Raw genomic sequence first — 15,215 nt, forward strand, 5'->3', positions numbered from 1 at the left:
GAACCCTCGCCGACATGCTGCGCGCGAGCACGGATCTCAGCGACGACGACATCGACCACCTGCACGCGCTCGTCGCGGACTGGGCTCTGCTCGCCGACCTCTCCTTCGCTGACCTGCTGCTCCTCGTGCCCGTCCGTTCCGGTTCGGGTTCGGGCCGGGGCCATACCAGCGGGACGGAGTTTCTCGTCGTGGCCCAGGTCCGACCCACGACCGGCCCGACCGCCTACCACAACGACGAGGTCGGCAGCGTCGTCATCAACCGGTGGGTGGTCCAGAACGCCTGGCGGGAGCACCGCATCGCCCGGGAGGGCGAGCCCGAGTGGGACGGCGGGGTGCCGGTGCGGACGGAGGCGATCCCGGTCCGCCACGGCGACGAGGTGATTGCCGTGCTCGCCCGCGACACCAACCTGGTCAATCCCCGCACCCCCAGCGATCTGGAGTCCTCCTACCTGCAGGGCGCCAACAACCTGGCCCTGATGATCGCCGAGGGTGCCTTTCCGTTCCGCGGGAGCTCGGCCGAGCTGCCGGAGTCACCCCGGGTCGGCGACGGGATGATGCGGCTCGACGGTGCTGGCAAGGTCATCTTCGCCAGCCCGAACGCGCTGTCGGCGTACCGCCGCCTCGGCTACACCGGCAACGTCACCGGGGAGGACCTGCGCACGGTGCACCGGGCGCTGAACCTGCCCGCGACCACGCCCGCCGTCTGGCATGCGATCGGCCGGCGCCGGCCGGTGGAGGTCGAGGCCGGGGTCGGCAGCACGGTGGTGATGTTGCGGGCGATCCCGCTGTTCCCCGGGTCCACCCGGGAGGTGCTCGTCCTCGTCCGGGACGTCTCGGATCTGCGTCGGCGGGAGGCGCTGCTGCTGAGCAAGGACGCCACCATCCGTGAGATCCATCACAGGGTCAAGAACAATCTTCAGACGGTGGCCGCGCTGCTGCGGCTGCAGATGCGTCGGACCAAGGTCGACGAGGCACGATCGGCCCTGCGGGAGTCGGTGCGCCGGGTGACCTCGATCGCGGTTGTGCACGAGACGCTCTCGCAGAGCCTGGGCGAGAGCGTGCCGTTCGACGAGATCGCCGACCAGATCACGTCGGTGACCGTCGACCTGGCGTCCACCGGTGCGCGGGCGAACACCCGCAGGTCGGGTTCCTTCGGGCGGCTGCCCGGTGAACTCGCCACGCCGCTGGCCCTTGTGCTTTCAGAGCTTCTGCAGAATGCTGTAGAACATGCGTTCGATGGCTCGGCGGGTTCGATCGAGATCCGCGTGCAGCGCCTGGTGGACCGGCTGGACGTCGTCGTCGCCGACGACGGGGCCGGCCTGCCGGAGGACTTCCAGCTCGAGCACTCGCCCCGGCTGGGGCTGCAGATCGTCCGTCAGCTCGTGCTCGGTGAGATGCACGGCACCATCCGGCTGCAGGCCGGTCCGGAGCGCGGCACCGAGGCGCTGCTGTCCATCCCACTTTCTGAAAGTTGAGTGTTTAGGGCGCGCGCGGGGGTATCCCCCAGGTTGTGTCCCTCGCTCGCGGCTGGTGTGGCGATGTCCCGCGCCCGTGGGCGGGGGGCGAAGGGGTCGTGGCGGGGGCCGAAAACATTACGGCCGCCCCGTCCGCGTCGCGCCGCATCGCTGCGGCGGACGCGCGGACAGAACGGCCGATGCTGCTGCCAGCCACCCCCGTGCCCGGGCACGGGTCATGGCATGGCGTCGTGCGGGGACCGCTGTGGTCCGCCGATAGTGCGAGGTCCGGCGGGCAGGATCTACCGCGGGTGGTTGGGGTGATGCGGACGTGGCACGTCCTTGGAGCCCCCCGGTCCTCGGCGCTGGGCCACCGGGGGTCGTGCACTCAGGCGGTTCGCACCCGCAGACGGACCTGGCGCTTGAGCGCCCGGCGTTCGTCCTCGCTCAACCCGCCCCAGACCCCGGAGTCCTGCCCGGTGTCCAGTGCCCAGTTGAGGCAGTCACTGGTGACTGCGCACCGCGCGCAAACGGCCTTTGCCTCTTCGACCTGGCGTTCCGCCGGACCGGTAGTACCGATCGGGAAGAAGAGCTCGGGATCCTCGTCACGGCAGAGCGCTCTGTGGCGCCAGTCCATGCGTCCAACTCCCTCTCTCGTCTCGGGCCACACTGCACATGAGACGCTTTGCGAGCCGCTACGGTTGTGCCGCGGATGAAAATTAAGTGAGCAGGTTGTCTGCTCGGCCCCGTCGGCGGGCCGTGGAGCGGGTTCCTGGCTGTCGGTGAGCCCGGGTGCACGTGCATCCACCTCGGACATTCGCCACCCTCCCACCGGAACGGGCAGGGGCGCAAGAACCTGCAACCGTCTTCACACCCTGCCTGGCCTGCACTTGTCCGGCAGGGACACAGATGGGCCACGGGGTGCGACCGTCTCCGACGGTTGCTGAAGCGCCACAGAAGTCCTGGTTGACAGGGGATGCGGTGGCATGGGCCGGCTGTCGTCGGGTCGGTTTGCGAGGCACACGGCGGGTTCTTCCCGATCAAGCGGCCGGCTTCATGCCATCTGGGCATCGGCGTTCGTCTGTGCGCATCCGGGTTACTCCGGTTACTCCGGCCGCGGCTGGGCGGCGTCCTCCCCGCCTGCCGTGACACGCTCGGCCCGCCGGAGATGGCAGGGTTGGGCCATGGAGGTTCTCGGTCATCGCGGTAGCAGGGTTCCTGGCCCGGAGAACACGGTCGAGGCTGTGGACGCGGCGCTGTGTGCCGGGGCGGACGGCGTCGAGATCGACGTCCGCCGCAGCGCCGACGGGGATCTGGTATGCGTGCACGACGCCCGGCTGTCCAAGCCGGCCGGGCGGGCGATCGTCCGGCAACCCACCGAGGCGCTGCGCGCCCGCGGCATCCCGTTGCTCGACGAGATCCTCGACGTCTGGGCCGGCCGCGGCCGGCTGATCTGCGAGATCAAGAACCAGCCCGGCCAGCCGGACTTCGACGCCCCCCGGGAGCGCACGGCGCGGGCCCTCGCCGAGCGGCTGCGTGCCCGGGGCTGGACGGGGCCACGGCCCACCGTGGCCGACCTCGACGCCGGCGCCGGCGGCATCACGGTGTCGTCGTTCGACTGGTTCGCCATCGAGGCCCTGCGCGACGCGGAGCTGGCCGTCACGACGGCGTTCCTGACGATGCCGCGGATGTCCGTCAGCGGCGGCCTCGCCTACGCGCGGTCCGCGGGCCACGCCGAGCTGCATGCCCACACCAGCGCCGTGCTCGGCTCGCCGGACGCGGGCGCCCGCGCCCGACAGGCCGGCGTACGCCTGGTGACGTGGACAGTCACCGCCGTCGACGCCGCCCGCCGGCTACAGGACGCCGGGGTCGCCGGGGCGATCTGCGACGACCCGGTCGAGATCCGCCGAGCCCTCGGCGCCCCGCCAACCCCGGGCACCTCGCCCGCCCCGGGCATCTCGCGTGGCGCGGACACGCCGCACGGGGTGGAAGCCCCCCAGGACGACTGAGGCGAGACGGGAACCACCCCTCCCCACTCCTGATCGTCCCGGCAGGGATTACGGCCGAAATGCGGCCACATCGTGTCGAGGAACAAGGGCGGCATTCCGGGCGCGGACCGTGCTCGAGCCTCGGCGCGATTCCGTACACGATCGATCACAGCGGCTGGCGGGCGCCCGAACGGTGCCCGGAATCCGGACCGTGGACGGCGGGTCGCCCGTCGGCGTGGGCTTCGGACGTACTCGTCCGACTCGTCTGACTCGTCCGAGAAATCGCGACACCTGCCGCCAATGCGGGCGGACCTGCGCAGGCCGGACCGTGTCGGCGGAGCCGCCGGGTGGGGTGGCCGGCGGGCAGGCCGGTCGGCGGGCAGGCCGGTCGGGGCCGAGGCGGCTGGTCAGGCGATGACGCGCAGGGCCCGCGGGTGGTGGGTGAGCGTGACGTCGACGTACTCGCCGAGGTACTCGCCGTCCATCTGCAGCGGCAGCGGGTGATCCGCGAGGAACCGGATCACGGCCGCGTCGTGGCGGCGCACGACGTTGCGCCCGTGCGGACCGCGCCCGTCTCCCAGGATCTGCGAGGCCGTGCGCAGCACGCTGGACAGCCGCACCCGGCGCAGCGCCAGCAGGTCCAGCCCGGTGTCGAACGACGCCTCGGGGCAGGCCAGCACCGGACGGGAGTTCAGGTAGGTCCACGGGCGGGTGTTGCAGACGATGCCGAGGGCGATGCGCTCCTCGGCGCTCCCGGCCGCCTCGGCGTCCGCCTGCCCGGAATCGGCCGGCACGCTGGCGTCGGCGGGGAGAGCGGCGTCGGCGGGGAGAGCGGCGTCGACGGGAAGGCTGTGGGCGTCGGTCGTCTCCAGGGTGATGGGCGGGGCGCCCCGATCGGCGCCGCGGGTCACCTGGCCCGCCGCCGTCCGCAGGAACAGGCCGGCGCTGTTGCGGCGCCCCTTGCGCCGCTTCTCCTCGGCCTGCGCGACCACCCGCGCGTCCAGCCCGATGCCGAAGCAGAACGTGAACCAGCGGCCCTCGTCGCCGTACTCGGCGCGACCGATGCTGATCCGGCGGCTGCGCCCCTCGCGCAACGCGTCCAGCAGCTCGCCGGTCGCCTCCACCGGCGAGGCCGAATATCCCAGGGCCCGAGCGAACACGTTCGTGCTGCCACCCGGCACCACCGCGAGCGCTGGCCCGTCGTCGATCGGGCCGTTCTGAAGCAACCCGTTGGTGATCTCGTTGACGGTGCCGTCCCCGCCGAGCGCGATCACCACGTCGACGCCGAGCTCGACGGCCCGCGCCCCCAGCTCGACCCCGTGGCCGCGGCCTTTGGTCAGCACGGTCTCCATCGCGACGTCCGCCGCGAGCGCGCTGGCGAGGACGTCACGAACACGTTCGGTTGTGGTGGTGGCGACGGGGTTGACGACCAGCAGCCCTCGCATGCCTCTACCGTAGTCCGCCCGCCCATCCCGGGCGGCGGCTGGGAAAACTCTCACATCGGTGAAACCGGGGGGCCCGGGTGTCAGCGTCGTCGCGATCGCCGGATCCCACACTCGGTCGCGAATCGGTACAAATCCCCTGCAACGGGCGCACGGGGGAGTCGGGTGACGGCGGAGTCGTGTAACGGCAACGGCGACCCCGTCCGCGCCCGGCTGGGCAGCGGGGCGCCGGGTCCGGGTCCGGGGCCGGGAGACCGGTCGGGCCGCCTGGGAGACCGTTCTGGTCGCCTGGGAGACCGTTCTGGTCGCCTGGAAGACCGGTCTGGCCGCTGGGAGACGTAGTGTCGGAACCATGGGATCCACGAGCCGTCCCGGGCAGCCGGCCGGCGGCCGGTTCGACGAGCTGCGTGAGGCCGCGCGCACGGCGTCCGTGCCGGCCTGGGTGGCGAGCGTTCTGCTTGCCGCCGAGGCGCTCGTCCTGTTGGCGCTGGGCGTCCTGCAGGTGCTGCGCGGATTCGGTTCCGACATCGACGACGTCGGGCGCGCCGAGACCGGTGGGGTTCTCGCGATCCTCGGCGCCGTGGGCGTGGCCGTGCTCGCGGCGGGAGTGCTGCGGCGCGGGGCGTCCTACCGGTCGCCCACGCTCGTCGTGCAGATCCTCTGCCTGCCCGTCGCCTGGGGGCTGGTGCAGGCCGGCGACTACGGCTACGGCATCCCGCTGTTCGTCGTCCCACTCGTGATTGTCGTGGCCCTGCTGGCCTCGGTCGGGTTCGGTCCGTCGGCCGCCAGCGCCCGCGGCCCCGCCACCCACGCGGGGCAGGACGAGGACGCCGGACGCGGCGACGGCAGGCAGGTGCCGCGGGGGCCGCAGCGTCCCTGAGACAGGCGCGGTACGCGTTCGTGAGGTTGTGGCGGTCCTGCGGCGGTACGCGACCTGGCGAGGCCAGATGACCGGAGCTCCACCAGATGACCGGAGTCGGAGGGGTCTAGCCGTCCTCGAGCAGGCCGCGGCGTAGCTGGGCCAGGGTCCGGGCCAGCAGCCGGGACACGTGCATCTGGGATATTCCGAGCTCGGTGGCGATCTGCGACTGGGTCATGTTGCCGAAGAAGCGCAGGAGCAGGATGCGCTTCTCCCGCGGCGGGAGCTTCTCCAGCAGCGGCTTGAGCGACTCGCGGTACTCCACGCCCTCCAGGGATTCGTCCTGGACGCCCAGGGTGTCCGCGACGGCGGGAGCCTCGTCGTCACCGGAGTCCGGCGCGTCGAGGGAGACCGCCGAGTAGGCGTTGGCCGATTCGAGCCCCTCGAGGACGTCCTCCTCACTCATCTGCAGATGCCGGGCGATCTCGCTGACGGTGGGGGAGCGGCCGAGTGTCTGGGACAGCTCGGACGTCGCCTTCGTCAGCGAGAGCTTGAGCTCCTGCAACCGGCGGGGAACCCGGATCGCCCAGCCCTTGTCGCGGAAGTGACGCTTGATCTCGCCGACGATCGTCGGGGTGGCGTAGGTGGAGAACTCCACCCCGCGCTCCGGGTCGAACCGGTCCACCGACTTGATCAGGCCGATCGTGGCGACCTGGACGAGATCGTCGAGCGGCTCACCGCGGTTGCGGAAGCGCCGGGCGAGGTACTCCACCAGCGGCAGGTGCATCCGGACGAGCTGGTCGCGGATGGCGGCGCGTTCCGCGTCGCCCTCGGGCAGCTCGGCGAGGCGCACGAACAGCGCCCGGGCCATCGCCCGGTCGGGAGAGTGGGTGCGTTCGGTGCCCTCGCGCTCGGGTTCGGCGCTCGGCGCCGGCTGGGCCGCGACCTCGGTGCCGAGGTCCGGCTCCTGGCCGCGCTCGGCGGGATGTTCGTCCAGGGCAGCCCCCCGCTGGCTCAGCGCGGCCACCGGGTCCACCGCGGGGGTGTCATGGGCGGCTGCCGTACGGGGCGGAGTCGGAGTTCTGCCGGTTGACGTCACGGTGTACCTACCGCGTCACCCAATGGTGTCTGGTCGGCCGCACCCGATCCGCGGACGTGTCCCGCCGGCGGCTCGCCGAGATCCGCCCGCACGCCCCGGCGTTTCTGCAGCGTGATGCTCACCTTGTTGCCCGGGCCGGTGGAGGTGTCCACATCCCCCGCGAGGGCCTTGAGCACCGTCCAGGCGAAGGTGTCCTCCGACGGGGGCTCGCCGTCGAGGCTCTCGACCGTCACCAGCACGTGCATCACCCCGGGCGAGAGCGTGAACGTGCAGTCGAGCGACGACCCGGGCACCGCCGAGACGAGCAGCAGCGCGCACGCCTCGTCCACGGCGATCCGCAGGTCCTCGATGTCGTCGAGGGTGAAGTCGAGCCTGGCCGCGAGGGATGCCGTGGCGGTGCGCAGGACAGTCAGGTACGCACTGGCCGCGGGCAGGGTGAGCGCGACGACGTCGCGCAGTCCGCCGGAGTGGGCGGTTTGGCTGTCGATGGTGTCGGAGTTCTCCGCGCCGCCGGTCGAAGGCGTCGGATCCACGTTCCTACCCCCAAAGAGCCTGCATAGTGCGAGGAGGAACCCTCGCGGGTGGTCCGCCGGCCGGAGCCGGCCGAACGATGATGTTGTGAATGACTGCCTTCCCGCTCACCGACGGCATCATGCATCTCCGCGGCGGCCGTGACGTCCCTCATGGCCGGTCGCGATCCGCTCCGTCGGCGGCCGGCGACGGCCACCGCCTCCACCGTACCCAGCCGCCGGTGGGTCCCGCAGGTCGGGTGATCGTAAGCCCTCGCCGTCGGCGCCCTTCCGTGCCTGGCCGGCGCCGGTGCCGACCAGGCACGCGGGGCCCAGAAACGGGGACGAACCGCCGGGTCGGGCCCCGATCCGGGCCGAAGCGGCGGGATCAGGCCGGATCGGCGGTGCCGGCGCCGGGGCGAGGGCGGCCCAGGGCGGCGAGATCGGTGAGGGCGTCGCCGTCCACCCGCCAGGTCGACCACCCGGTCAGCGGCCGCGCCGCCAGCGAGCGGTAGAACGCCTGCGCCGGCGTGTTCCAGTCGAGCACGGCCCATTCGAGCCGCCGGTAGCCGCGCTTGACGCAGACCGTGGCGAGTGCGGCGAGCAGCGCCCGGCCATGGCCGCCACGGCGGTGCTCCGGCCGCACGAACAGGTCGATCAGGTGCATGCCGGACTGGCCGGTCCAGGTGGAGAAGGTCGGATGCCAGATCGCGAAGCCCACGACGGGGGGTGGATGCGCCACCCCGGCCGGAAGCGCACCGCCGGTCGGGAGTGGGCCCCCGGACGGGAGCGGCCCCCCGGTCGGAAGTGGTCCCCCGGACGGGGGTGGTCCCCCGTCCGGGGTGGCACCCGCGGGTGGTTGGTCGGCCGTGGCCACGAGGCAGTAGGCGGCCGGGATCGGGCCGAACAGGGCGGCCTGCAGATCGGCCGGGGTCATGGCGACCCGGTCCGCTTCGCGCTCGTAGCCGGCGAGCGCCCGGACCAGCTCCAGGACGACCTCGACGTCCCCGGGGCCGGCCACCCGGATCATCGTGATCCGCCCGCCACGGCGCCGGCGGCGCGTAGCTCGTCGTAGAAGGCCAGGCAGTCGCGGTAGGCCGGCAGCAGGCCCGCCGACTCTGCCTCCTTCAGCGAGGGGGCCGAGTCGTCCTTCTCCGACAGCAGCGGCGTGAGATCATCGGGCCAGGGCAGCGCCAGATCGGGGTCGAGCGGGTTGACGCCGTGCTCGCGACCGGGGGTGTAAGGCGTCGAGCACAGGTAGGAGATCGCCGCGTCGTCGGTCAGCGCCATGAAGGCGTGCCCCAGGCCCTCCGAGACGTACAGGCCCCGCCGGTCGACGTCGTCGAGCAGGACCGAGGCGAAGGTGCCGAACGTCGGCGATCCGGTGCGGATGTCAACGACGCAGTCGAGCACCCGCCCGCGCACGCAGGTCACGTACTTCGCCTGACTGGGTGGCACCTGAGCGTAGTGCACGCCGCGAAGGGTTCCGGCCCGGCTGACGCTGTGATTGGCCTGCGACAGGGTCAGCGGATGGCCCACGACCTCGGCAAGCGCGTCGGAGCGGAACCACTCCAGGAAGGTCCCGCGGCTGTCGGAGTGCTGACGCGGGGTGAACACCCAGGCGTCTGGAACCGATAGTTCGCTGATCTCCACGACAGCGAAGGTACCGGTTCGACCAGTTGCCTCCCCGCAGGCCGGACCGTCGGGTCGGCGCGCGTTGGCGCGCAGGGGTGGCTCGTGCGGAGCGCCGGCTCCGATGATGCGGCCGGTGTCGTGCGCCGACGTCCACGGTGGGGGCAGCGGCGACGGTGGGGGCAGCGTCCACCGTGGGGTCTAGAGCACCTTGGACAGGAAGGCGCGGGTGCGCTCGTGCGTCGGTGCGGTGAGCAGGGTGGCCGGCGGCCCGACTTCGACGACCCTGCCGGCGTCCATGAAGACGACGGTGTCGGCCGCCTGGCGGGCGAACCCGAGCTCGTGCGTGACCACGATCATCGTCATCCCCTCGGTGGCGAGCTGGCGCATGATCTCCAGTACCTCGCCGACCAGCTCGGGGTCGAGCGCGGAGGTCGGCTCGTCGAACAGCATCAGCTTGGGGCGCATCGCGAGCGCCCGGGCGATCGCGACCCGCTGCTGCTGCCCGCCGGAGAGCTCGGCGGGGTAGGCGCCCGCCCGATCGGCGAGGCCCACTCGGGCCAGCAGCGCCCGGCCCCGTTCGACGGCCTCGGACCGCCGCTCGGCGCGCACCCGGACCGGGGCCTCGATGATGTTCTCCAGGGCGGTCAGGTGTGGGAAGAGGTTGAACCGTTGGAACACCATCCCGATCTCCCGGCGCTTGCGCGCGATGTCGCGGGGCCGCAGCTCCCGGATCCGCCCGCGGTGCTCGCGGTAACCGACGAGCTCCCCGTCGACCTCCAGCCGGCCACCACTGATCTGCTCCAGGTGGTTGATGCAGCGCAGGAATGTGGTCTTCCCGGAGCCGGATGGCCCGATCAGGCAGGTCACCTCGCCGGGGACCACGGTCAGGGAGACCTCCCGAAGGGCGACGTGCTGGCCGAACGACTTGCGCACCCGCTCGGCGCGGACCATCGGCACCGCGGTGCCGCTCACCGGCGCTCCCCGACGCGGGCCAGGGTTCCGCGGGCGAAGCGGCGCTCGAGCTGGTGCTGCCCGACCGTGAGCACCGAGGTCAGTGCGAGGTACCACAGCGCCGCCACGATCAACAGCGGGATTGTCTGGAAGTTGCGGGCGTAGATGAGTCGAGTGGCGTTGAGCAGCTCGTTGTAGGAGATCACGCTCACCAGGGAGGTCGTCTTGAGCATCGAGATGGTCTCGTTGCCGGTGGGTGGAATGATCGTCCGCATGGCCTGCGGCAGCACGATGCGCCGCAGCGTCAGCGCCCGGGACATGCCGAGCGCGGACGCCGCCTCGGTCTGGCCCGCATCGACGCCGTTGATGCCGGCGCGCACGATCTCGGCCATGTAGGCGGCCTCGTTGAGGCCGAGCCCGAGCACCGCCGCGGCGAACAGCGGCACGATGTGGTTGGCGTCGCCGGAGACGAAGCTCGGCCCGAACGGTATTCCGAGCGAAAGCCGGGGGTACAGCGCGCCGATGAAGCTCCAGAACAGGATCTGCACCAGCAGCGGTGTGCCCCGGAAGAACCAGATGTACAGCCAGGCGGCGCCGGCCACGACCGGGTTCGGCGACATCCGCAGGATGGCCAGCACGATTCCGCCGACGATCCCGATCGCCATCGCGATGACCGTCAGGTAGACGGTGGCCCACAGGCCGCGGAGCACCGGCTCGGCGAACAGGTAGTCGCCGACGGTGCCCCACTGGAAATTCCGGTTGGTGACGAGGGAGTGCACCCCCATCGCGGCGAGGACGCCGATGGCCACGCCGGCCGCCCACCGGCCGGGATGGCGTAGCGGCACGGCGTCGACGTCCACCCCGACCCCCGTCCCGGGCGCGGCGCCGGCCGCCGGCGCCGGCGCGGGATCGGTGGCGAGGGCGGGATCGGTGGCGAGGGCGGGATCGGCGGCAGGGGTGGGGTCGGTGGCGGGGGTGGTGGCGCCGCGCGGGGGCGGCGAGGCGTCCGCGGTCGTCATCCGGTCGCGCCGTTGATCCGCGGGGCACTGATGGCCCCGTCCCGGACCCCCCACCGGTCGAGGATCTTCGCGTAGGCGCCGTCGTCGATCAGCTTTGCCATGGCGGCGCGCAGCGCAGCGGCCAGGCCCGAGTTCTTCGGCACGGCGATGCCGTAGGGCGCGGTCCCGTAGGGCTTCCCCACAATCCTGATCTTTCCGCCGGACAGCTTCGCCTGGTAGTCGGCGACCGGCGAGTCCGCCATCGACACCTCGGCGCGGCCCGCGGTGAGGGCCAGGTTGGCGCCGTTCTGGTCGTCATAGTTCTGCACGGTGACCTTGGGCCTGCCCGCCGCCGTGCACCGGCCGCTCTGGTCGCCGGCGTCGGTCTGCTGGGTGGTGCCGGTCTCCACCGCCACCGTGCGCCCGCACAGGTCGGCCAGCGTGGCGATCTCCACCCCACCCTGGCCGCGGGTCATGAAGGAGGTGCCCGCGGAGTAGTAGGTCACGAAGTCGACCTGCTTCTGGCGCTCTTTGGTGTCGGTGAAGGACGACATACCGACGTCATATCGGCCGGAGGCGAGACCGGGCAGGATCGAGTCGAAGACCACCTGCGTGGGCTGGACCTTGAGACCCAGGACACCGCCGAGCGCGCGGGCCAGGTCGATATCCATTCCGATGATGGTTTTTCCGTCCGTGTCGAAGAACTCGTTCGGTGCGTAGGACGGGTCGGTGGCGACCGTGAGCGTCCCCTTGTCGCGGCTGCTTTGGGGTAGTTGACCTGCGATGACGTGGTCGGTGGCGGTTGTCGTCGCCGACGTGGCCGTGGTGTTGGAGTTGTCATCGCCACAGCCCGCCACGATCGTCAGCAGCGCGAGGCTCATGACCAGGGCAGATATCCTCGCACCATGACGAAAAACGCCGCTGTGCACTGATGACCTCCAGGATTCGGGTGGAGCGTTATGTGATGTGGGCGGTGTCCGAGTGCACCAAACCCTGATCATGTGACGTCTCCGCTACGCTCGCGCACCCGCTCCGTGTCGACATGTTTCGTTTGCGTTGCGATGGGGTTCGTCCGAGGTTCACCGTGGGCGAACCTTCGGCGAGAGCCCGACCGGGTCGGCGTGCGATATTGGAAGTAACCCCGGGCAACCCCCGGGCGCTCGTCCCGCTTCACGATCACCAAACATCGTGGAGTGGGGCCGCTCAGGCCCGCCCTCCCGCGGACACGGCACGCACGGAGGGCGGGCGTCTTGTAGCGCCGCCCAGGTGGTACCACGATCGCCCACGGGGCCACCGGCGGCATGTCCGAGGAGCAATCTCCGTGACCGCAACCACTGACCACTCGACCCTCGACTCCACCGCCGCGTCGGAACTGGCCGGGGTCAGCCCGCGCCCGTCCGACGACGATCCCGCCTTCGCCCTGCACCGCGGCGGTAAGATCGGCATCGCGCTCACCGTCCCCCTGGAGAACCGCGAGGACCTCTCGCTGGCCTACACTCCCGGGGTCGCGCGGGTGTGCACGGCGATCGCCGAGACGCCGGCACTCGCCGACGACTACACCTGGCGGTCCAACACCGTCGCAGTCGTCACCGACGGAACCGCCGTGCTCGGCCTCGGTGACATCGGCCCCCTGGGTTCCCTGCCGGTCATGGAGGGCAAGGCGGCCCTGTTCAAGCACTTCGGCGGCGTCGACGCCGTCCCGCTCGCGCTCGCCTGCACCGACGTCGAGGAGATCGTCGAGACCGTCGTCCGGCTCGCGCCGAGCTTCGGCGGGATCAACCTCGAGGACATCTCGGCGCCGCGGTGCTTCGCGATCGAGCGCCTCCTGCAGGACCGCGTCGACATCCCGGTCTTCCACGACGACCAGCACGGCACCGCGATCGTCGCCCTGGCCGCGCTGGAGAACGCCGCCAAGCTGACCGGGCGCACCCTCGGCGACCTGCGTGCCGTGGTGTCCGGCGCGGGTGCGGCCGGAGTGGCGGTGACCCGCATCCTGCTGGCCGCCGGCATCGGCGACATCGCGGTCGGTGACAGCCGTGGCATCATCTACCCCGGCCGCGACGCCCTCACCCCGGTGAAGGCCGCGCTCGCCGCCGAGACCAACTCCGCCGGCCTGACCGGTTCGATCACCGACGCGCTGCGCGGCGCCGACGTGTTCCTCGGCCTGTCCTCCGGGCAGGTGCCGGAGGAGGCGGTCGCCACCATGGCGCCCGAGGCGATCATCTTCGCGATGGCGAACCCGGACCCCGAGGTGGAGCCCGCGATCGCCCACAAGTACGCCCGCATCGTCGCCACCGGGCGCAGCGACTACCCCAATCAGATCAACAACGTGCTGGCGTTCCCCGGCGTGTTCCGCGGTGCGCTCGACGTGCGGGCCAGCCGGGTGACGGAGGGCATGAAGCTCGCCGCCGCCACGGCGCTCGCCGACGTGATCGCCGACGAGCTGGCCGAGGACCTCATCATCCCGAGCGTGTTCGACCCCCGGGTGGCCCCGGCCGTCTCGGCGGCTGTCGCCGCGGCCGCCCGGGCCGACGGGGTCGCCCGGCGCTGAGGAAGGTCCACGACGGTCGGGAACCCCGCAGGTAGCCGCCTGCGGGGTTCCCGGGCCCGCAGGCGGGCGGCCTCAGACTCGACCGCACCCCTGGCACGGCCGGTGCTCGACGGCGTCGTCGAGCGGGCGCAGCGTCCCGCAGCCCTTGTAGGAGCAGCAGACGAAGTCCGCCGACATGACGGTGATGACCGGCGTGCCGTCGACCATGACCGTGGCGGGTGCCTCCGGGATCGGGATGATGCTCCGGCGGCGAAAGCTCAGCCGCCGGTGCGCCCCGCGCCGAGGGGGCGTCTCTGACGGGTCGTCCCGGGTCACCACGGTTTGTTCACCGCACCGTCCACGCTTGTCGTACCCACGGCGATGAGTTCAGCACAACGGACCGTGGGACGCGCGGCCCGGGGCGGATGATCCCTGTTCGTCGGAAATGGCCTCGGCATCCCCCTTGCGGCCGCCTTGAGTTGCTCGCGCCCGCGGCCGGGCGGCCGTAGGTTCGTGGGGTGCTCGCAGCCGCCGCGATCTCCCTGCATCCCGATGCCCCTCTCGATGGTCTGTCCATCGGCGAGCAGCCTGAGCCCGCGCCGCCGGAGGAGTGGGCCACCGTCACGGTGCGGGCCGCCTCGCTGAACCATCACGACCTCTTCAGTCTGCGTGGAGTGGGTCTGCCGGCCGACCGTCTCCCGATGATCCTCGGCTGTGACGCCGCCGGGGTGACCGCCGAGGGGGAGGAGGTCGTCGTGCATGCGGTGATCGGTGATCCGGCTGCGGGGGCCGGCGACGAGACGCTGGACCCGCGGCGAACCCTACTGTCCGAGCTGCATCCGGGCACCCTCGCCGAGCGGGTCGCGGTGCCCCGGCGCAACCTCGTGCCGAAGCCCGCCGGGCTGACGTGGGAGGAAGCGGCGTGCCTGCCGACGGCCTGGCTCACCGCCTACCGGATGGTGGTGTCCCGGGCCGGCCTGCCCGCGGGCGGCGGCGGGACGCTGCTCGTCCAGGGAGCCGGCGGCGGGGTGGCGACCGCCGCCCTGCTGATCGGCAAGGCCGCGGGGCACACCGTCTTCGTGACCTCCCGGGACACCGGCAAGCGGGCGCGGGCCACTGCCCTCGGTGCCGACGGGGTGTTCGAGTCCGGCGCCCGGCTGCCGAAGCGGGTCGACGCCGTCATCGAGACCGTCGGTGCGGCCACCTGGAGCCATTCGGTCAGGTCCCTGCGGCCCGGCGGGCGCATCGTCGTCTCCGGCGCGACCAGCGGCCCGAATCCGCCGGCCGAGCTCACCCGGATCTTCTTCCTGCAGTTGTCCGTGGTGGGCTCCACGATGGGCAGCCGGGAGGAGCTCGTCGATCTGCTCGCCTTCCTGGAGCGCACCGGCATCCGCCCGCCGGTGCAGGAGGTACGCCCGCTGTCCGCGGCGCGCGCGGCGTTCGAGCAGCTCGCCGACGGGGATGTCTTCGGCAAGCTGGTGCTCACGCCCTGAGCGCCCGGCCGGCTCAGAGGTCGGCGTCGTCGTCGGGGCGGGCCAGCCAGGTGGCAAGGCGTTCGACGGCTTCTTCGAACTCCGGGTGGACGTCGACGAACGCCCGCAGCGAGTCGGCGAGTCCCTCGTAGGTCACCGTCTCCGCGCCGCGGCGGTCGGCGAGCTCCTCGATGCCTCGGTCGGTGAAGTACATCCCCGCTCCCGTCGTTCCCGGCGGCGTCTCGGGTCCCGCCGTCCGGCCGGATCAGCGGACAGGA

At 71.9% G+C, this 15,215-nt stretch carries 16 protein-coding genes; 5 read left to right on the plus strand and 11 right to left on the minus strand.

Annotated features, from left to right (window positions below):
* Positions 1-14 precede the first annotated feature (14 nt).
* Positions 15-1,475 carry a sensor histidine kinase gene (locus tag FF36_RS13190; protein ID WP_173667315.1) on the plus strand — a complete coding sequence of 487 codons (1,461 nt, stop codon included), beginning with the start codon at positions 15-17 and terminating at the stop codon, positions 1,473-1,475.
* Positions 1,476-1,842: 367 nt separating this feature from the next.
* On the opposite strand, the gene FF36_RS13195 is transcribed toward FF36_RS13190, so the two are convergent.
* Positions 1,843-2,091, minus strand: coding sequence for a WhiB family transcriptional regulator (locus FF36_RS13195; RefSeq protein WP_009742166.1), 249 nt, complete (start codon positions 2,089-2,091; stop codon positions 1,843-1,845).
* A gap of 547 nt (positions 2,092-2,638) precedes the next feature.
* Between FF36_RS13195 and FF36_RS13200 the strand changes: the two genes are divergently transcribed.
* Positions 2,639-3,463 (plus strand): glycerophosphodiester phosphodiesterase, encoded by an 825-nt coding sequence (locus FF36_RS13200; protein ID WP_044885351.1) that lies wholly within the window; start codon positions 2,639-2,641, stop codon positions 3,461-3,463.
* A 386-nt stretch (positions 3,464-3,849) separates the two neighbouring features.
* Here the strand turns inward: FF36_RS13200 and FF36_RS13205 are convergent, their stop codons facing one another.
* Positions 3,850-4,887: a diacylglycerol/lipid kinase family protein gene (locus tag FF36_RS13205; RefSeq protein ID WP_044885352.1), complete on the minus strand. Its 1,038-nt coding sequence runs from the start codon at positions 4,885-4,887 to the stop codon at positions 3,850-3,852.
* Positions 4,888-5,236: 349 nt separating this feature from the next.
* On the opposite strand from FF36_RS13205, the gene FF36_RS13210 reads away from it, so the two are divergent.
* Positions 5,237-5,764, plus strand: a complete 528-nt coding sequence (locus FF36_RS13210) for a hypothetical protein (protein WP_044885353.1) — start codon at positions 5,237-5,239, stop codon at positions 5,762-5,764.
* A 106-nt stretch (positions 5,765-5,870) separates the two neighbouring features.
* On the opposite strand, the gene FF36_RS13215 is transcribed toward FF36_RS13210, so the two are convergent.
* The 7 genes from FF36_RS13215 to FF36_RS13245 all read right to left on the minus strand — a co-directional run bounded on the left by FF36_RS13215 (position 5,871) and on the right by FF36_RS13245 (position 11,816).
* Positions 5,871-6,842 carry an RNA polymerase sigma factor SigF gene (locus FF36_RS13215; RefSeq protein ID WP_082121889.1) on the minus strand — a complete coding sequence of 324 codons (972 nt, stop codon included), beginning with the start codon at positions 6,840-6,842 and terminating at the stop codon, positions 5,871-5,873.
* A complete protein-coding gene (locus tag FF36_RS13220) occupies positions 6,839-7,375 on the minus strand; it encodes an anti-sigma factor (RefSeq protein ID WP_011607046.1) in 537 nt (178 codons plus the stop codon). Before FF36_RS13220 ends, FF36_RS13215 begins: the two co-directional genes overlap by 4 nt.
* Positions 7,376-7,739: 364 nt before the next feature.
* Positions 7,740-8,381, minus strand: coding sequence for a GNAT family N-acetyltransferase (locus tag FF36_RS13225; protein ID WP_044885354.1), 642 nt, complete (start codon positions 8,379-8,381; stop codon positions 7,740-7,742).
* A complete protein-coding gene (gene rfbC / locus FF36_RS13230) occupies positions 8,378-9,004 on the minus strand; it encodes a dTDP-4-dehydrorhamnose 3,5-epimerase (protein WP_044885355.1) in 627 nt (208 codons plus the stop codon). Before rfbC ends, FF36_RS13225 begins: the two co-directional genes overlap by 4 nt.
* 180 nt (positions 9,005-9,184) lie before the next feature.
* A complete protein-coding gene (locus FF36_RS13235) occupies positions 9,185-9,943 on the minus strand; it encodes an amino acid ABC transporter ATP-binding protein (RefSeq protein WP_479686784.1) in 759 nt (252 codons plus the stop codon).
* Between the two features lie 11 nt (positions 9,944-9,954).
* Positions 9,955-10,956: an amino acid ABC transporter permease gene (locus FF36_RS13240; RefSeq protein ID WP_082121890.1), complete on the minus strand. Its 1,002-nt coding sequence runs from the start codon at positions 10,954-10,956 to the stop codon at positions 9,955-9,957.
* Positions 10,953-11,816, minus strand: coding sequence for an ABC transporter substrate-binding protein (locus tag FF36_RS13245; RefSeq protein WP_063897577.1), 864 nt, complete (start codon positions 11,814-11,816; stop codon positions 10,953-10,955). Before FF36_RS13245 ends, FF36_RS13240 begins: the two co-directional genes overlap by 4 nt.
* A 440-nt stretch (positions 11,817-12,256) precedes the next feature.
* Here FF36_RS13245 and FF36_RS13250 point away from each other — a divergent pair, with 440 nt between their 5' ends.
* Positions 12,257-13,486 carry an NAD(P)-dependent malic enzyme gene (locus tag FF36_RS13250; RefSeq protein WP_044885357.1) on the plus strand — a complete coding sequence of 410 codons (1,230 nt, stop codon included), beginning with the start codon at positions 12,257-12,259 and terminating at the stop codon, positions 13,484-13,486.
* Positions 13,487-13,558: 72 nt separating this feature from the next.
* Here the strand turns inward: FF36_RS13250 and FF36_RS13255 are convergent, their stop codons facing one another.
* Complete coding sequence (locus FF36_RS13255) at positions 13,559-13,804, minus strand: hypothetical protein (RefSeq protein ID WP_044885358.1); 246 nt, start codon at positions 13,802-13,804, stop codon at positions 13,559-13,561.
* A gap of 179 nt (positions 13,805-13,983) precedes the next feature.
* On the opposite strand from FF36_RS13255, the gene FF36_RS13260 reads away from it, so the two are divergent.
* On the plus strand, positions 13,984-14,958 hold the full coding sequence (locus FF36_RS13260) for a zinc-binding dehydrogenase (RefSeq protein ID WP_044885359.1): 975 nt from the start codon (positions 13,984-13,986) through the stop codon (positions 14,956-14,958).
* Positions 14,959-14,971: 13 nt separating this feature from the next.
* On the opposite strand, the gene FF36_RS13265 is transcribed toward FF36_RS13260, so the two are convergent.
* On the minus strand, positions 14,972-15,151 hold the full coding sequence (locus tag FF36_RS13265; protein ID WP_009742177.1) for a DUF6104 family protein: 180 nt from the start codon (positions 15,149-15,151) through the stop codon (positions 14,972-14,974).
* Positions 15,152-15,215: the final 64 nt, after the last annotated feature.

It is taken from the genome of Frankia torreyi (assembly GCF_000948395.1).
GTDB lineage: Bacteria > Actinomycetota > Actinomycetes > Frankiales > Frankiaceae > Frankia > Frankia torreyi.